The organism is Microvirga sp. (assembly GCF_014699075.1).
Lineage (GTDB): Bacteria > Pseudomonadota > Alphaproteobacteria > Rhizobiales > Beijerinckiaceae > Microvirga.
Map to the genome: position 1 here is coordinate 17,182 of NZ_JACXAB010000044.1, position 15,601 is coordinate 32,782.

At 61.5% G+C, this 15,601-nt stretch carries 16 protein-coding genes and 1 tRNA gene; 4 read left to right on the forward strand and 13 right to left on the reverse strand.

All coding sequences use genetic code 11. The annotated features are described in order from the left end of the window. Nucleotides 1-114 precede the first annotated feature (114 nt). Both IC232_RS26410 and IC232_RS26415 read right to left on the reverse strand, forming a co-directional pair. Nucleotides 115-2,559, reverse strand: coding sequence for an Ig-like domain-containing protein (locus IC232_RS26410; protein ID WP_190847940.1), 2,445 nt, complete (start codon nt 2,557-2,559; stop codon nt 115-117). A gap of 484 nt (nt 2,560-3,043) precedes the next feature. Then, entirely contained in the window at nt 3,044-3,784 is a 741-nt protein-coding gene (locus IC232_RS26415; protein WP_210335516.1) for a class I SAM-dependent methyltransferase, read from the reverse strand. Between the two features lie 484 nt (nt 3,785-4,268). On the opposite strand from IC232_RS26415, the gene IC232_RS26420 reads away from it, so the two are divergent. Then, nucleotides 4,269-5,492: a serine hydrolase domain-containing protein gene (locus tag IC232_RS26420; RefSeq protein WP_190847942.1), complete on the forward strand. Its 1,224-nt coding sequence runs from the start codon at nt 4,269-4,271 to the stop codon at nt 5,490-5,492. A 21-nt stretch (nt 5,493-5,513) separates the two neighbouring features. Here IC232_RS26420 and IC232_RS26425 read toward each other — a convergent pair whose 3' ends face one another. After that, complete coding sequence (locus tag IC232_RS26425) at nt 5,514-5,669, reverse strand: hypothetical protein (RefSeq protein ID WP_190847943.1); 156 nt, start codon at nt 5,667-5,669, stop codon at nt 5,514-5,516. A gap of 134 nt (nt 5,670-5,803) precedes the next feature. On the opposite strand from IC232_RS26425, the gene IC232_RS26430 reads away from it, so the two are divergent. Next, nucleotides 5,804-6,370, forward strand: a complete 567-nt coding sequence (locus IC232_RS26430; protein ID WP_190847944.1) for a YqhA family protein — start codon at nt 5,804-5,806, stop codon at nt 6,368-6,370. Nucleotides 6,371-6,417: 47 nt separating this feature from the next. Here IC232_RS26430 and dacB read toward each other — a convergent pair whose 3' ends face one another. The 4 genes from dacB to IC232_RS26450 all read right to left on the reverse strand — a co-directional run bounded on the left by dacB (nt 6,418) and on the right by IC232_RS26450 (nt 10,210). Beyond that, nucleotides 6,418-8,001: a D-alanyl-D-alanine carboxypeptidase/D-alanyl-D-alanine-endopeptidase gene (gene dacB, locus IC232_RS26435; RefSeq protein WP_190847945.1), complete on the reverse strand. Its 1,584-nt coding sequence runs from the start codon at nt 7,999-8,001 to the stop codon at nt 6,418-6,420. A gap of 380 nt (nt 8,002-8,381) precedes the next feature. After that, a tRNA-Lys gene (locus tag IC232_RS26440) sits at nt 8,382-8,468 on the reverse strand. A gap of 122 nt (nt 8,469-8,590) precedes the next feature. Then, a complete protein-coding gene (locus IC232_RS26445) occupies nt 8,591-9,097 on the reverse strand; it encodes a hypothetical protein (RefSeq protein WP_190847946.1) in 507 nt (168 codons plus the stop codon). An 879-nt stretch (nt 9,098-9,976) separates the two neighbouring features. Next, the gene (locus IC232_RS26450; protein ID WP_190847947.1) at nt 9,977-10,210 is read right to left on the reverse strand and encodes a hypothetical protein; all 234 of its coding nucleotides are present in this window, start codon (nt 10,208-10,210) and stop codon (nt 9,977-9,979) included. A 322-nt stretch (nt 10,211-10,532) separates the two neighbouring features. On the opposite strand from IC232_RS26450, the gene IC232_RS26455 reads away from it, so the two are divergent. Beyond that, complete coding sequence (locus IC232_RS26455; protein WP_190847948.1) at nt 10,533-10,682, forward strand: DUF1127 domain-containing protein; 150 nt, start codon at nt 10,533-10,535, stop codon at nt 10,680-10,682. A gap of 60 nt (nt 10,683-10,742) precedes the next feature. Here the strand turns inward: IC232_RS26455 and IC232_RS26460 are convergent, their stop codons facing one another. Together IC232_RS26460 and IC232_RS26465 are read right to left on the reverse strand one after the other, a co-directional pair. Then, entirely contained in the window at nt 10,743-11,024 is a 282-nt protein-coding gene (locus IC232_RS26460; RefSeq protein WP_190847949.1) for a hypothetical protein, read from the reverse strand. 17 nt (nt 11,025-11,041) lie between these two features. Then, the gene (locus tag IC232_RS26465; RefSeq protein WP_190847950.1) at nt 11,042-11,446 is read right to left on the reverse strand and encodes a response regulator; all 405 of its coding nucleotides are present in this window, start codon (nt 11,444-11,446) and stop codon (nt 11,042-11,044) included. Nucleotides 11,447-11,818: 372 nt separating this feature from the next. On the opposite strand from IC232_RS26465, the gene IC232_RS33425 reads away from it, so the two are divergent. After that, complete coding sequence (locus tag IC232_RS33425; protein ID WP_409564974.1) at nt 11,819-12,067, forward strand: PilZ domain-containing protein; 249 nt, start codon at nt 11,819-11,821, stop codon at nt 12,065-12,067. A gap of 404 nt (nt 12,068-12,471) precedes the next feature. Here the strand turns inward: IC232_RS33425 and IC232_RS26475 are convergent, their stop codons facing one another. From IC232_RS26475 to IC232_RS26490, 4 genes are all read right to left on the reverse strand, one after another. After that, nucleotides 12,472-13,131 carry a glutathione S-transferase family protein gene (locus IC232_RS26475; protein WP_190847952.1) on the reverse strand — a complete coding sequence of 220 codons (660 nt, stop codon included), beginning with the start codon at nt 13,129-13,131 and terminating at the stop codon, nt 12,472-12,474. Beyond that, entirely contained in the window at nt 13,128-13,646 is a 519-nt protein-coding gene (locus IC232_RS26480) for an SRPBCC family protein (RefSeq protein WP_210335517.1), read from the reverse strand. Before IC232_RS26480 ends, IC232_RS26475 begins: the two co-directional genes overlap by 4 nt. After that, the gene (locus tag IC232_RS26485; protein ID WP_190847953.1) at nt 13,630-13,983 is read right to left on the reverse strand and encodes an ArsR/SmtB family transcription factor; all 354 of its coding nucleotides are present in this window, start codon (nt 13,981-13,983) and stop codon (nt 13,630-13,632) included. The genes IC232_RS26480 and IC232_RS26485 overlap by 17 nt, the downstream gene beginning before the upstream one ends. Nucleotides 13,984-14,236: 253 nt before the next feature. After that, complete coding sequence (locus IC232_RS26490) at nt 14,237-14,986, reverse strand: DUF899 domain-containing protein (protein WP_190847954.1); 750 nt, start codon at nt 14,984-14,986, stop codon at nt 14,237-14,239. Nucleotides 14,987-15,601: the final 615 nt, after the last annotated feature.

Consider the following 15,601-nt stretch of genomic DNA (forward strand, 5'->3'; position numbering starts at 1 on the left):
GGCAAATACTAGGGTGATCTTCTCGCCTTGGCGGCTGCGATGAAGAAGCGTCTCCCATTGGGCCAGACCGTCAGGAAAGGGATCGGACAGGATCGTTGGCCGATGCATGCCCCCTCACAGGATCAGGTCTGTGGAACGGGGCAAAGCGCCCGCAATAGCCAACTCCGTCGTCAGAACCTCCCCGCTCGCGAATGTGACAACAGCCGACACCGTATTCCCGTCTCCCACGAGCCGCCTCAACCCTCCAATCGCCGTATCTAGGGCAAGCCCGGCGGGCGTAGAGACGAAATCCTCCGGACCGATCCCAGCGAGCACCGTACCGTTCACAAAGAGGTCGATATCGGCAACCGCCCCACTCGGAAGTGGCAAACCGAGGACAGAGATGTCGATCTGGTCTGGTGATGTCAGTAGAGATGCTCCGTCCGTGTTGTCGATCTCATTCAGTTGGGAGAGACTCGCATCCTCGCCCACGCCGAGAGCGGTGATCTTCGTCCCGAAAACATTGTTCAGCGTCGCGAGCTCAGTGTTGATCGCGCCCTGCCCGTTGCCATCAGAGAGGAAGTACAGGAAATTTTCCTCGCCTCCTTGATCCAAGCCCTGCAAACGGTTGTTAGCGGCTCGCAAGGCATCGGCGAAATTCGTTGATCCACTTGCATCGAGATCACGCAGGTAGTTTCCGATCGCCTCATCTCCCACTTGCCCGAGGCTGAACGTCTCCGCATTCACGATGCCTCCATCGGTAGGATCGGCTGGGTCGGCGCTGCCGTTGAATGGGATGATCGTGATGGTGAGGTCAGCGGGAGAGAATCCGATTCCTCTCACGCGCTCGGTCAGGGCGATGAGGCCGGCAATTTCTGCATCCAGGATGGTATTGGCACGTCCGTCGCCGTTAAGATCTCCGACCGGTGTCCCTTCAAATCGTTCCGATGTGCTGCCCGAGATGTCGATCAGGTAGAGAATATTCATCTGCGGCTGCAAGAACGACCCAAGATTGATGGTCAGGCTAAAATCGGCAATTGCAGTCGTGGTGGCAGATGGCGCACTAATGGTGAGCGAGACCGGCTGATCATTATAGTCGAGGATGCTGCTGGTCGACGCTGTTTGTTGAGGAGACGTAAACGTTCCGGTGCCGCGGACTTGCAGCGTGACGTTTGCAGTATCGGTTCCTCCGTTGCCGTCGGCGACGGTATAGTCGAAGGTCACTGTTGCCGTTTCACCATTGCTGAGGGCGCGGAAATCGTCGCGAGGGTCGAACACCAGCTCCCCTGAGGAGTTGCGGAAGACAACACCTTCGGGCGGGCTTGTCCAGCGGACAACGTTGAGTAAATCGCCGTCGGCGTCGCGGTCGTTAGCGCGCACCGCCAGGATCCTAACTCCAGCTTCGCCCACGTCGTCGATGCGGTCGCCCGCTGCAACGGGAGCATCGTTTCGGCCAGCAACAATCCACGAGATCGATGCCGGAACTCGGATGTTGCCATCGATCAGCACGCTGTAATCGACCGTGACGGTCTCAGTCTCCCCGTCACCCAAGTGCTGATAGGATGGATGCGATGGATCCAGAGAGAAACTCCGCGCGCTGTCAAGATATCTCACACCGGGAGGCAATGACGCCGGCACGATCACGAGCGGCAGAGTATCGCCAGCCAGCGTGGCCGCCTCCATTAGGCCGCTCAGCTGTGCAAGCGGTCCGTCCTCGACGGCCGAGCCACGGATCAGTATTGGATCGATTGTGAGGGGTGGAAGAACAACTTCGCGAGGGGCGGCACGCTCTCGGACAACAGGTGTGACGTCGAAGGGCAACAAGTCGGGCAGATCGACTGGCTGAGGCAGGGTCACGGGAATGATCGGCTTGTCGTCGAAACCACTGCTGCCCCTGGGCTGACGGTTCTCAGTAGAATAGAACTGGAAGATGTCTCGTGCGAAATCGTTCTCGCCGCGGATGTCGTCGGCTGTCTTCGCGATTTGGGTGACCTGTGGGTCAGAGCCAGCGACCGGGGTCAGGAGCGTCGCGACACGTGCATCCGACAGCGACGTGATCACACGGGACGGGTTGTTCTTGTCCAGGAGAGCGAACGAACCCACGGTTCCATCCGGCTCCGTCAGAAGCGAGAACTTCGTGGTTCCGCTGAATGCTGCGATCTCAGTCTGGACGGCCGTACCCCTGATCGCCATGGTGGCGACTGGGGTATCCACCTTGAGATCGCCGGACTTGGCAACCCGTCCCGCGACGAAGCCGATGACGCCCTGGACCAGGGTGAACAGCGCCGAGTTCGCATTCGAATCTGCGGTGTACACCATGTCGTTCAGCACCATGCGGGCGCTGGAAGACAGGCTGAAGACTGTTCCGTCGTTGAATTTGATCGTTAGCGACGAATCCGTTCCCGTCTGTACGACGTCGCCTTTGGCGACCATATCGCCGAAGTGCAACTCGACCGGAACGCCATTCCGCAGGACGGTCGCCGACCCCGACACTTTCTCGACACGACCGATCGGCGTCCGGGTTGGCGTAGCATTGCTCGCCTGCGCATATTGTCCCGAGGAATCAGGGCCCGCCAGCATCTCGACGGTAGCGCCTGTGAGGCTCGCACCTTCGGGGGTCGTGATGCTCAGGCGCCGCCCGTCCCGGAAATAGTCCAAGATGATTGCGGTTGTCTCATGCCTTACGAGCAGGAGATCGGCTCCAGTTCTCCGGAAGTCAGCGGAGAACAGGATGTCCTTATCAGGAAAGAGGATTGAGGGTTCGGTGTCAGCACGATTGTTCGCTGCCGCGGCAGCGTCGATTTGGATGTCGAAGACAGTAGTGCCGTCCCCAGATTGGTACACAGCTGAACCCCTTGGGTTCATGCGATGATAATCCTTTAACCCATTCTCTCCTACGGGAATGAAATCTTAGAAGTCGGTACTGCTTGTCGTGACAACTTTAGACAGCCGAAGGTCTGTTGCGGGTCAGGCACTGCCCTTAAGCGCGACTGTGTGAACGTCTGCTAACACCGGGAAAGCGGGTATTCAGTCCACTTCCGCCTGGTGTCCAAACCGGACCTCCTCAGGCTTTCTTACGGCCTTTGACGGCGCTCGCGCGTGCCTCGTAGATGATGCATCCGTCGGCCGTGAGCGCCATTTGCTGTTCGAGGACGCTCCGCAATTGCGCCAAGCCGTCCGGCGGCATCCCAGCTATCGCCTTCCCGGCGGGCCCGACCGGCACCGTCATCGACTGCCAAAACTCCTCGAAATCAGCAAATTCGACCGAAATGTCGATGGCTCGCGTGCCGATCTGCTCAAAGCCAGCGGCTCGCCAGAGTTCCTCAAGCGCTAGTAACGAGGTCACTTGCGGGTTTGGCGGTGCAGGCGCTTGAAGACCCATCGCCCGCATCGCAGCCGTGAGGGGCGCCGTCGGCGATCCAGCGTTCGTGTAGTCCCACACGTAGGCTGCGGCCGTGCCGCCGGGCTGGAGGGCCCGCCCCATCTCGGTGACCGCCTTGGCCGGGTCAGGCACAAAGTGGATGACCAACGCCATGACCGCGATGTCGAAGCTGTTGTCCGAGAACGGGAGATCCTGCGCATCGCCAACGTGGAACTCCACCCGGGTCAATTCCCTACGTCCACGGGCAAAGGCCAGTTGCTCGGGAGATGGGTCGAGCCCGACCACCGCTGCGGGAGAGCAGCCCAGGATCACCTGCTCGGTGAAAACGCCGGTCCCGCACCCGATGTCCAACCATCGGCGATCGCTCGGGGCTTCGATCCAGTCGAGGAACACGTCACCGACGCGGCGACTCCAGCGACCCATGAGCCTCTCATATGCGGCGCCATCCGTGAACAGTTGGTCAGTCGGGGACATGCGGTGCCTCGGACCTTGTCGCTTGGTTCGTTCACCTATCGGCTAACGAGCGGGCTATCCTTATCGCGTGGCCAGGTCTATCCGCGCAAGTGTGATCAGCCAGGTGGAAAGCCCAGGCCCAGTGCCGCCGTGGGTCAGGCAGTGAAGTCCATTCACTTTTCGGAATGTCTGGTTCCGTGAGGATTGCTGCCCTCGGCATAGCGTCTCAGGTGTGCCAAATTCGGTCGTTCACCAATGTTGTCCTAACGACCGGTCTGTCAGCCGGAGTTGGGCGAGAGCCGGCATATGGTAAAGCCCCGGCTCCAAGGTGAATGGGCCGGATACGGTCGCATCTTGTTGTTTCGGGACATAGCTATGTGCCAGGCGTGCGCTGCTGGCTTGGCCATAGATCTGCTGTAATGGCAGCCGACCCTGATGGATCAGGGAGACGACCATGTCCAGGGCAACAGTCCTTCTGTCCGCGTGTATCGGCTTTATCGGATCGATGGTCGTCTTCGGTGCGGGTGCCGAGCCGAGCAGGCCCGAGAAGGTGCAAGCGGCCCTCGAAAGGTGGCTCGCCGAGAGAGCCCCGTTGGAGAAGCTCACCGGCATCGCCGCCTATATCAGCCTCGGGGATCCTGGGCCGGCCATCGAGGCGTTCGCTGGCACCACTGGCCGGTCTCCCTCCAGCGGGCCCATCAGCCAGGACACCCTGTTCCAGATGGGCAGCACATCGAAGTCGTTCACGGCTGCGGTGATCCTCAAGCTGGAAGCCGCCGGCAAGCTGTCGCTCGACGACACAATCAGCAAGTGGTTGCCGGAGTATCCCGCCTGGCAGGATGTCAGCATCCGGCGCCTGCTCAACATGACCAGCGGGATTCCGAACTATTCCGAGACCGAAGCGATGTCACGCCTGTGGGTCGAGGAACCCCAGCGCGACCTCAGCGCGGAGGAGCTTGTGAGGATGGTGTATCCCACAAGCAGCAACAGACTTCCTGTGACGACGGGCTATCACTACTCCAACACCAACTACATCCTGGCCAGTATGATTGCCGAAAAGGCAGCCGGTAAGACATTCCAGGAGCTGGTTCATGAGCTTGTCATCGAGCCATTCGGGCTCCACTCGACCTTCTACGAGAGTGGCACCTATCCTGAGGCCGTGGTCCAGCGGCTGGCGCATGGCTATTTCGAGAACCCGGCCTGCACAGATTACCAGCCTAAGGATTGTGCGGCATCCTGGAACCTGCCGTTGGTGGGCCGCGATGTGCGCGCCATGAGTTCATCGTGGGCCCAGGCCGCCGGCGGCGCAGTCTCGAGCCCACGGGACGTCAACCGCTGGATGCGAGCGGTGTTCGCGGGTCAGGTGGTGCCAGCCAAACAACAAGGTGAGTGGCTCCGGATGATCTCGACCCGGACCGGCGAAACCCTTGCCGGGCTAACGACCGAGGACCCGCGCGGCTTCTCCCTCGGCTTGGTCCAGGCGATCCTCGGGCCGGCAGGAGCGCACTGGTTCTACGAGGGCGAGACGCTTGGCTATCGCACTCTCTACGTTTGGTTTGCGCAGGACGATATCCTGATCACGGTGCAGACCAACTCGCAACCTGCCGAGGGAATGGACCGGCTCCACGATGCGGTGATTGCGATCTACGAGGCTGTTAAGCCGCTTGCCTCGCCATGACTGGTCGGACGACTGAGTACGTTACGGAATGCGGTAGAACGGATTGGGCAGAAGGAATGTTTGCTCGGCATACCCGACGGTGAGCGCCTTTTCACCCAGCTGCGGCATCGGCGTGTTTGGCGCGATCAACCGGTTCAACTTCCCTGCCGCTATGGCCAAGGAGATCAATGATCTCATCAGTGAACTCACACCACGATAATGCAAGCCATCGCTGGCAGGCAGCGAGCCCTCCCCAAGACGTGACTAGGCGGATGAGTCGTCAACTTGTCCCTATCGGCTCATCTCGGCGATAGCAGGAAGGTTCGATCACAATGGTACGATATCTCCTCCCGCTCCGTTTCCTGATGCTGCTGGCCTGTCTTTGGGCACTGCTTGGGGCGATCTTGATGTTCGGTCTTGCTGGCGCCAAGCTCCAACATGCAGCCGAGGCTCTGTGGCTAGGGGGCTTTGGACAGGCAAGAGAAATTACGGCTGCTGTCATGGGTGCAACGGACGCCTCTCTGTTCGGCGTGGTGCTGATCATCTTCGCCTACGCAATTGCCTTTGGGTTCGTGTTCCGGCTGGATAGCGGGGCACGCGAGAGGGTGCCGGGGTGGATGCAGATCGAGAACGTCAGCGAACTCAAGCACGCGCTGATTGAGGTGATCATCGTCTACTTGGTGGTCGATTTTGCGACCGATCTCGCCACGGGGAACAGCATTCTGTCTTGGGAGAGCCTGGTGAAGCCTGTCTCCGTCGTGCTGATTGCAGCCACCTTGCGGCTCATATCTATTCCCCAATCGCATGAGCACCAGCACCCAGCAGATGGATCATTGCAGGCTCTTTCGCCGTCCAGCAAGGATACGGCCCATCTCTCAGAGAGGCGCCTCGGCCGCTAGCAGGCTGCCGCTGTGTCTAACGCATGAGCAGGCCTTGACCTCCCGCATCAGCAGGCTTTGACCCAGTCGGTGCCGCAAGCTTCTTCGACCGTTTGTGCGCTTCGGCCGGTGTCTGGCTTGATCGCGGCGACTGGTGCCTGGTCGCTCCAGGAAGCCAGCGTCACGCCGACCGCATCCTCGACTGCACGCGGGCTGACCAGGTAGTTGTTGCTGATCATCGAGAAGACCAGCTTGCGGCCGTCCTTGGTCGATACGTATCCTGACAGCGCGGTGACGCCGGTGAGTGAGCCGGTCTTGCCGTGCAGGTTGTTCGCCGCGGACGTGTTGACCATTCGGCTGCGCAGCGTGCCGCCGGTGAACGGGTCGGGGTTGCCCGCAATCGGCAACGCGTCGTACCACTGCTGGAACCACGGCTCCTTCTGTGCTGCCAGCAGGATGTCGGTGACGCTCTTCGCGGTCACGTTGACCTTGCGGGACAGACCAGAGCCGTCGGACAGCCGGATCGTGCTGGTGTCGACGCCGACGCTCTTCGCGTAGTCGGTGATGACGCCGAGCCCGGCGGACCAGCTGCCGTTCGCCTTCACCACCACGCCCATCGCCTTCACCAAGGTCTCGGCGTGCATGTTGTTCGAGAGCTTGAGGAACGGGTTCATCAGTTCGCCGACCGTCATCGACTCGTCCCGGGCCAGTTGTCGTGCGCCGGGCGGAGTCGCGGCCGCCCGGATGTGTCCGTCGACCCGGACGCCCTCGGCGGCGAGAGCGCGGCGGAACACGTCGGCGGCGTACGTGGCCGGCTCCCAGACGGTCACCCACTCCTGGCCGAGCGTGTCGTCGGCGGGGACGGAGCCGGTCACCCGGACGATGTTGGTGCCGTGGTCACGTTCGATCGACAGCGTGTTGCTCGAACCGGCCGCACCAGTCGTCGCGGTGTTCACGAGCTTGAGGACGCCGTTGGCCGGGACCAGTTTAAGTTTCACCGGCGCCCCGACCGTGGCGCCGGGCAGGCTCTCGACGATCGCAGTACCGGAGTCGTAATCGGTGTTCGGCGCAAGGGTGAGGGCCGAGATCTGAGCCGAGTAGTAGAACGGCTCATCGTCCCAGGCCCAGCTGTCGCCCAGCCGCACTTTGTCGAAGTAGGTGTCGTCCGCAATCAGGTCTCCGTCGATCCGCCGTACGCCGGACGTGGCGATCTGCTTGGCGAGGGCGACGTAGTCTGACTCGAGCGCAGTCGGGTCGCCGTACCCCTTCAGATACAGGTTGCCGCGCAATTTACCGTTGCGGACGGGCGCAGTGGCGAGGACGTCGGTGTGGAACCGAAAGCCCGCGCCCAGGGTGTGCATCGCGGCCGTCGAGCTGAATAGCTTCGTGCTCGAGGCGGGCAGCAGCCGGGTCGAGCCGTTCCGGTCGTAGAGCGTCTCGCCAGTCGTCGCGTCCCGGACCATCAGGCCGACCTGAGATCCGGTGAACCGCGCATCGGTGAGCAAGGTGTCGAGCTGCTGCTGCAACCCGGTCGCCTGGACCGCGGCCGGCGCACCGGCCGACTGGCTGAGGAGACCGGCGGTCGCCGCCAATGCCGCCGCAACCGCCACCACTGCACGTGGCGTCGCGACCACTCTCGGTAACAAGGTCACGGATGACTCCTTGGATTCGGCGGAAACCAACTACCGGGAGTCTCCCTCCCTTTGCCCTCGCGGTCCAGTGATCGCGCCGATTGTGTTGTCCCTCAGAGCACCAGCAGCCAAGGCGGACATCCTCAATAGTGACCTCTCTTATGTCGGCGAACATCCGTTTCGGGTCAATCTGAGTCATTCAGCGCGACCGTAACAACGTCCGCTCTCTGGCTGATTCCCGACGTTCGCTGATTCTGGCAGTAAGGTTCGACCTGCGGGTGAGCCGATGGGATCGCGGAGAAAAAGCTAACTTAGTTGAGCTTGCTTCCCATGCGCTTCCCAATCCGGTTTTCTGGGAAGCAAGACCAAACCCAATCAGCATTTAAGTGCTTGATATAATTTGGTGAGCGCGCTGGGACTCGAACCCAGGACCCTCTGATTAAAAGTCAGAGGATCTCTAAGTAGGAAGCCACGAAGGCCAAAGGCTCATTCTATAAGCTGGCTCAGCAGGCAGCGGTCTGCATAAACCGCAGCTTGTTGTTAGGCAAAACCGGAAGAGCCTGATTGCCTTAAAGGCCGAGTAACACGCGGCACCAGGATCGGCTTTCTCCTAGAATATACCAACAAACCACCCCTGAAACTTCGAGAACAGAAAGTTGTCGGGTTCAGACGTGGGGCTCGGTGCCTTCTGTTGAGCAGACTCCATCCGGGTTCTCACCTCTTCTATCGGGAATCCGTCAGCCTGCCGTCCGATGGCTAGTGCGCCCTCCAGAACCTTGAGACCTTCCCGAAACGGGAGACACCATCTCATGCGCGAGGCGATGTAAGCTTCCCGCTCCCGCTCGACAGTCGGCGTATCGGCACAGGCCAAGCGCGTGACGAAGGGCAGCAGATGCTGCCGCTGCTTGTTATCGGCTTGGTCGTTCAGCTGCATCGCCAGCCGGCAGATCGGACGCGAGAAGCACGCCGGCATGTCTTCCACTGAGCGCACCGGCTGGTATGGGAAGCCGGCCGCCACAATGGCGGCTTCGTTGATGCAGGTTCCGCCGTCTTGCCCAGGAAACGTATGCGAGCCGTGTTTCAGTCGCCAGTTCAGAATGTGGTCGAAGCTATCCATCGTGATGCTCCTTGTGGAGTTCCCACTCAAGGATCGTGATCCTCCGGCGCTTCACCTGTCAATTAGCAGCGGCGGTCAACGTCAGCGCCCTACCCGTTGTAGTGGGGCTACAAAGGCTGAGCGAGCATGAGGTTCTGTGGGGCAACTTGTGAGAGGGTCCCCAGGAAAGCGGCTACCAAGCACGTTCAGCCGCTATTCCAACGAGAGCTCTGACTGTGAGGAACAGTGTTGCCCCACAACTCCTTATGCTCTCCATCCAGGCAGGCTGCGCCACGTTTCTTCGGCAGATTGCGGCTGCCCTCAATGAGCGGCACATCAGGAGCGCACGGGGCAAGGAATGGATGGCCACTCAAGTCATGCGCGTGCTGGACAGGGCTGGCGCCGGGGCGTGACGTGGGTTGGACCTCAATCCTGGCCACGCGACTTCACGTTATCCATGGCCGCTCGAAAGCTGACACTCACCCTTCATGCGTTTCGCGATGGCCGACATGGCGCTGTCGAGTGAGGCGAAGGTGGTACTCTCCATTCCGGCCAGTCCCGAGTTGGCGTCTGCTTGGATGGTGAATAGCGACGGGGAGACTTCCGTAATGGTTCCAACAGGGCGCTGGAGCCTATCGCTCAACATCCAAGTGCCTGGTTTGAACTCCGCAGGCGTCACGACCACATCCACGGCATCTCCTCCGTCACGGCAGGATAATTCTTGCGTCGTGACATAGGCTGTCAAGCAATGTCGGGACGGGCCCCGCGGGGTTGATGATGGGGCATGAAAAAGCCCCGTCGGGATTGGTCTGAACGGGGCTCAAGTCACGGAGGACGGTCAAGGAGACCTGTGGGGCAGACCCTCCGTACCAAGATAACTCCCAACAGCGTAGGCAGGTTTCATTGGCCTTCCCTGCCCTGATGAAGATGCTCCCGAAGAACTGCATTGAGCCGAGCGATGTCGCCGTTCCGGTCACACACGTAGACCGCCCCACTCCGCTCACTTGTGACAAAGCGGTTCTGTGCCGGACAAGTCGCAACCTCGACAGCAACAATGCCGAACAACAAAATAACGCTGTACCAAATCACGAACTTCACAAAGGCATACAGAACAAGCTCAAGGTAGCGCATCATGCGAGCCGGGGAGTATCCGACCAATCGCTCCGCAGTCCGGCATCAGCATCATACTACGGCTCGGGTCTCGCAGAGCAGCACCCCAGCAAATTTCAACGAAGTTAAACCCTCCACATCCGTTCCATGCTCATTCCGCATGACAGGGCTGGGCTCGAGCGGGTTTGTCCTGCGCCAGGTGCGCTGTAGATGACCCCTCCTCCGCCACGGGCTCCATGTGGCGGGTTTCTTCCCTCAACTCGGCCACCCCAACAGGTGGCCCATTTTCTCGCTGCCAGTTCGCGGCGCCCTTGCGCTTGTGTCGGCTCACTATTGAGGTTGCGTCATGTTTCTTTCGGTCATTCTTTCCAGCCTTCGCCAATGGCACCGTTCCCGTGAGACGGCTCGCCAGTTGGCTGCCCTGACGGATCGGGAACTATCTGACATTGGCCTATCCCGGGGCGATATTCATCAGGCTGCACGTCAAGGACGGTGAATGCTGCGGGAGGGTGGATCTACTGCACCCTCCCCTTTCCCAAAAATGAACTGACGTACGTCAGTGCGTCGTTGGGCGCGGATTCGCAAGCAGAGGCATCAATGCCCCCCTGAGTTCCGCCATCTGTTGTTCAGTCTCGTTGCGGGCTAGGCCTGCATTTGGATTGACCCGTTCCCGCAGCCGGGCGTTCTCGGCTGCGAGCCGGTCATTCTCAGCCAATAGGATTGCTACCTTCTCCTCGGCAATCTTCAGCCGAGCCCGAGCGTCATCCCGCTCCTGCTCCCGAATCTGTGCACGGTCGCGCCAGAGACGTGAGGCAACGGTTTCGTTGTTGTCGCTCATGAACGGCCCCTCTTTGGTTAGGCAGCCCTAAGCATCTCGACCGGAGCGTCATCAACCGTTTCAGACAATGCCAAACCCTTCAATGTCTCAAGCACCATCATTGGGGCATGCGGCGGGACGAATACGGCGTGTACTGAGGGACAATCAGTCTCGGGGATCTCTTCGGACAACAGGACAACCGGCCGGCCCGGATTGTGCCGATGATACTCATCGGCGAGGAGCCACCCATCCACCAGCCCGGGAAGCCTCACGCGCGTTACGAGCCAGTCGATTTGAGCCTGCTGCTGGCAGAGCGACAGGAGCCCTGCGTTGCCCGTTGGAACGGCCAAGACCTGACAGCCGGCGGCCTGGAGAACGTTCTCCAGCAGCTCGCGTGTGATGGGGTCATTCTCGACGACAAGAACAGTAGCTGAGGCAAGCATTCTGGGACATCGCGCATTGTGTGGGAAACGTGCCGATGTTCTGCCGGTTTGGTTAATGCTTCCTTAAATTGCCCAGCAGTTGGAGCCAGTGCGCCAAGGCGACGCGCCCCGGTTTTGCCAGTTGTCCCGTTCGGCAAATCAGCTCACTCTCGCCTCAGCTGCCTGTCAACGACAGCTGTCGACGAGTCCCGGGGCCGGCACGGATGTACTGCCCTCCTGGGCTCCTCGTCGGACCCGCCATAATCCGCGCTGGCGGCGGTCAAACTGCAGCGCCGCGCTCTGGAACCCCCACGCATCGAGGGCAGCCTCACTCCAGCCGGTCCCCTACAGGGTTCGTTCCGCCGAAACAGGAACTCTTGCATGAACCATGTAATGCCTGAGCGTCGATCGAGTGAACGCGTTCCCGCTGGCTTAGAGGGGTGGTTCGCAAGCGAAACCACTGGCGATCCGGTTGCCTGTACCGTGTGGGACTTGTCTGAGACGGGTGCGCGGCTGGTGATCCCCGCCCCAGCTGATGTCCCCTTGGAATTTCTATTAAGGATCCCACAGGAGGGGTCTGTCGCCAGGGTTCGACTGGTGTGGACTGCTGGCAGCCACTACGGGGTAATGTTTACCGATTGAAGATCGAACCCGACCAAGTCCAAGATTGAGAGAGGTAGAGATCTCGGGCTTGGCCGGGAGTTCGGTTGGGCGACCGGTATCCTAAGATGGGGCAACGCCACTGAATCGTTGGTGAATGCCGAGCAGCCTCTCCCACCTCGGACCCCTCAGGTTACCGTGACATCACCGGACCAACTCCTTGCCGCGTCATTCGGCGGACGATGATCGCTGTTTCATCACGCCTGCTGAGCCACGCTTTGCTGATTGTCATCAGAAGCCGCCGCTAGCCGACGCATTAAAAGAGCGGCAGCGCCTCCACACTCTGAGCCTGAAAGCCGCCATTCCGCTTGTGGCCACGACCGACTGTGCGGCTGAGCGCCCTTGGGTACGGGAGATAGGCGTGGGATGCGACGGCGTTGCCGCCGTCAGGCCGGTACCATCTCTGGCGCATTCTCCCGGAACGGCGCGAGCTGCGCCGCGAGCGCCCGCTGGAATGCGGGCCTCGCCTCGCCGCGCGCCAGGTAGGGCCCCAGAACGGGGTCGGAGGTGACGATGTCGGTGTGACGCAGGATCCTGAGCACCGTCACCATCAGCAGGTCAGCGGCGGTGAACCGGTTCTCCAGCCATTCGCGGCCGTCCAGCCGCCGGGCGAGAGACGAAAGCTTCATGCGGGTGAAGGCCTCCTGGCCCGGCCGCCGCGCCTTCGCCCAATCCTCTTTCGCGTGGAACAGGTCGAGATTGGCTAGGTTGGCGACATGCGGCTCGACCGAGTTCATGGCCGCGAACAGCCACTGCGCCACCTTGGCCCGGCTGACCGGATCACGCGGCGATAGCGCCTCGGATCTATCAGCAAGGTACTGGACGATGGCGGCGCTCTCGAACAGCACCAGACCGTCCTCCTCAATGACGGGAACCTGCCCCCAGGGCTGGATGCTCCGGTAGGCGGGCGCGTCCTTGTCGTCCTGGCCGAGCAGCTTGGTACCGTAAGGCATGCCGGCCTCCTCCAGCGCCCAACGGACGCGAAGGTCGCGGACTAGGCCTTGGGCGAAGTCGGGCACCCACTTGAAGGCGTAGAGTGTGATCATGAGGCGTCTCCTTGAGATCTGGTCTCAACATAGGCCTGCTGGCGATCGAGCAGCCCGCTCCAGCCGGTGATATGGCTGTTGCGGCGCTCGGGGTTGGCGAAAGGCGTCTGGTGGAAGGTTTGGATTGTCTGGCCATGGGCCTCGGCGAAGGTGATTGTCACGGAGGTCTCGATAGCTGCGGACGGTCCCCCGTCCCAGACGAAACTGAAGACGATCCGGCGATCCCGATCAATCTCGCGGTAGACGCCGCTCTGCCAGTTCTCGCCTCCGGTGTTGGAGAGAAAGCAGGCTCGCCACGCGCCGCCCACGCGGAACTCATGGCTGAAGTGGGTGCAGCGGCAGCCCTTCGGTGCCCACCAGTGGGTGCGGTGGGACGCGTCTTCCCACATCCGGAACACCAGCGCGACCGGGACGTCGAACGCGCGCACGATCAGCAGTTCGTCGTCGCGCAAGGGCATTCCCGGGTCGCGGCCGCGCTCGGCCGCGGCGCTCCGGGTGTCAGTTCTCGCGCCCATCGGTGTCTCCTTTTGTGATCGTCGCGAGGTAGGCCTCCATCTTGTCGAAGCTACCCTCCCAGAAGCGGCGGTAGGAGGCGAGCCAGCCGTCCAGGTCTTTGAGCGGTCCGGCCTCCAGCCGACACGGCCGCCACTGGGCCTCCCGACCCCGCGAGATCAGGCCCGCCGCCTGCAGCACCTTGAGGTGTCGCGACACCGCGGGCAGGCTGATGTCGAACGGCTCGGCCAACTCGTTCACGGTGGCCGCCCCGCGCGCGAGCCGGGCCAGGATCGCCCGTCGTGTGGGATCCGCGAGCGCCGACAGCGTCGTGCTCAGAGGGTCTACCGCGGGCTGCATTCGCTCTCCTCCTCGACCCTGCGGTCGTCGATCGCCCGGCGACCGCCCAGCCGCTTCAGCCACGGCGTGGCGTGGAAGGCGCACATGAGCAGGTACATCACGACCATTCCGTCCAGCGGCCAACCACTCCCGGGCCCGCAGTGCGCCTCTGTCGGCCCACTCGCGGCTGCACCGCTTACCAGCGCCATGGCCGCAAAGGTCGACGCCGCGGCGAGGTTCAACCACTCCGCGGTCTCGGGCACGGAGGTTCCGTTCACACCTTGGCGCCCGCGCTAGCGGCCCGGAACGCCGCCTCGCCGGCCTCAGACACCGCGACCCATCTGGGATCCGGGGCGGTGTCCGGTGCGTAGCTGTCATGCCAGTTCCACCACTTATAAGTCGGCGTCTGTGGGTATCCTTCCGGCGAGTCCTCCCAAACCTCCTGGCGGCCGAGCGCCGTCAGGTCGAGGTAGCTCCAAACGGTGCCCATCGCCTCGTCGCCGCGATTGTTGATGAAGTAGGTGCGCACCACGCGCTCGCCGTCACGGAAGAACACGTTGTGCCCGTGCCATTCGTCGACGCCGAAATCGGTATCGAAGCTGTCGGTCAAAGTGTACCAGGGCATGCTCCAGCCCATCCTCGCTTTCAACCGCGTAATATCCGGCTGCGGCGCCCGCGAGACGTAGGCCAGCGTCGTGTCGCGGGCATTCAGGTGAGCGAGGTGCCCTACTTGGTCCGCGCCTAGCGAGCAACCGCGGCAGGCATGCTCGGGCCAGCCGTGCACCCCGGGCTCGAAGAAGGCCCGATAGACGATGAGCTGCCGCCGGCCTTCGAACATGTCCAGCAGGCTGACTGTGCCGGATGGTCCTTCAAAGGTGTAGTCCCGCTCGACCGCCATCCAGGGCATCCGCCGCCGTTCAGCAGCGAGGGCGTCGCGGGCGCGGGTATGGGTTTTCTCCTTCACCAGAAGCTCGAGGCGTGCAGCCTCCCATTCCTGTGGCGAGACGATCGGAGGGGTTTTCATCGCAATGGCTCCTTTCACGCAGCCTGTGCCGGCGTCAGGTTTATTTAACAAATAGGTTAAATACAAGCTCAGACGAGAGTCAACCCCTAACGCCTTGCGCTCGCTGTCGGCGTGAAATCCTGAAGTCACTTAGGATGCTCATTATCCAGCCGGTCCCAGCCTTCAGAGCGGAACGGGTGGAACCCGAGACGGCGAGCCAGTGAGCGGCGGCACACGCGAGAGAGGCGCCCACCACGAAGGCCCTAGAGATTGGGCAGGACCACGTTGCGGCTTGGCCATCATTTCGCATCAGAGCCTGGCAGTGCGACTAGTCGTGGAGGCCACGTCCGCTTTGCGGCATCAATCGCTTGAAAGCGGACAAGCAGCTTTCAGCCGACTCCAGACATCGGGTGTGACCCGGAGCAAGGTCCGGGTTGAGTCATGGAGAGCTATCCAGCTTGGACGTGTGGAGGTCCGCTTGTTGCTCTTAACCTGGTACTGTCATATGTGGACGCTCCCCTTTGGCAAGGGATTTGTTGACGTGTGTGCAAGGTGGTCGGGTGCTGTTGGGGTGGACGGCCCCCTTACGGCATCGCTGTGCCAGAATGAGGTCGTTGCAGATCTCAGACACAGGAG

Excerpts from the sequence above, each read along its gene's own strand:
- IC232_RS26410 (WP_190847940.1), bottom strand. The coding sequence starts at position 2,559 with ATGCTGGCGGGCCCTGATTCCTCGGGACAATATGCGCAGGCGAGCAAT.
- IC232_RS26415 (WP_210335516.1), bottom strand. The coding sequence starts at position 3,784 with ATGGGTCGCTGGAGTCGCCGCGTCGGTGACGTGTTCCTCGACTGGATC.
- IC232_RS26420 (WP_190847942.1), top strand. The coding sequence starts at position 4,269 with ATGTCCAGGGCAACAGTCCTTCTGTCCGCGTGTATCGGCTTTATCGGA.
- IC232_RS26425 (WP_190847943.1), bottom strand. The coding sequence starts at position 5,669 with ATGAGATCATTGATCTCCTTGGCCATAGCGGCAGGGAAGTTGAACCGG.
- IC232_RS26430 (WP_190847944.1), top strand. The coding sequence starts at position 5,804 with ATGGTACGATATCTCCTCCCGCTCCGTTTCCTGATGCTGCTGGCCTGT.
- IC232_RS26445 (WP_190847946.1), bottom strand. The coding sequence starts at position 9,097 with ATGGATAGCTTCGACCACATTCTGAACTGGCGACTGAAACACGGCTCG.
- IC232_RS26450 (WP_190847947.1), bottom strand. The coding sequence starts at position 10,210 with ATGATGCGCTACCTTGAGCTTGTTCTGTATGCCTTTGTGAAGTTCGTG.
- IC232_RS26455 (WP_190847948.1), top strand. The coding sequence starts at position 10,533 with ATGTTTCTTTCGGTCATTCTTTCCAGCCTTCGCCAATGGCACCGTTCC.
- IC232_RS26460 (WP_190847949.1), bottom strand. The coding sequence starts at position 11,024 with ATGAGCGACAACAACGAAACCGTTGCCTCACGTCTCTGGCGCGACCGT.
- IC232_RS26465 (WP_190847950.1), bottom strand. The coding sequence starts at position 11,446 with ATGCTTGCCTCAGCTACTGTTCTTGTCGTCGAGAATGACCCCATCACA.
- IC232_RS33425 (WP_409564974.1), top strand. The coding sequence starts at position 11,819 with ATGCCTGAGCGTCGATCGAGTGAACGCGTTCCCGCTGGCTTAGAGGGG.
- IC232_RS26475 (WP_190847952.1), bottom strand. The coding sequence starts at position 13,131 with ATGATCACACTCTACGCCTTCAAGTGGGTGCCCGACTTCGCCCAAGGC.
- IC232_RS26480 (WP_210335517.1), bottom strand. The coding sequence starts at position 13,646 with ATGGGCGCGAGAACTGACACCCGGAGCGCCGCGGCCGAGCGCGGCCGC.
- IC232_RS26485 (WP_190847953.1), bottom strand. The coding sequence starts at position 13,983 with ATGCAGCCCGCGGTAGACCCTCTGAGCACGACGCTGTCGGCGCTCGCG.
- IC232_RS26490 (WP_190847954.1), bottom strand. The coding sequence starts at position 14,986 with ATGAAAACCCCTCCGATCGTCTCGCCACAGGAATGGGAGGCTGCACGC.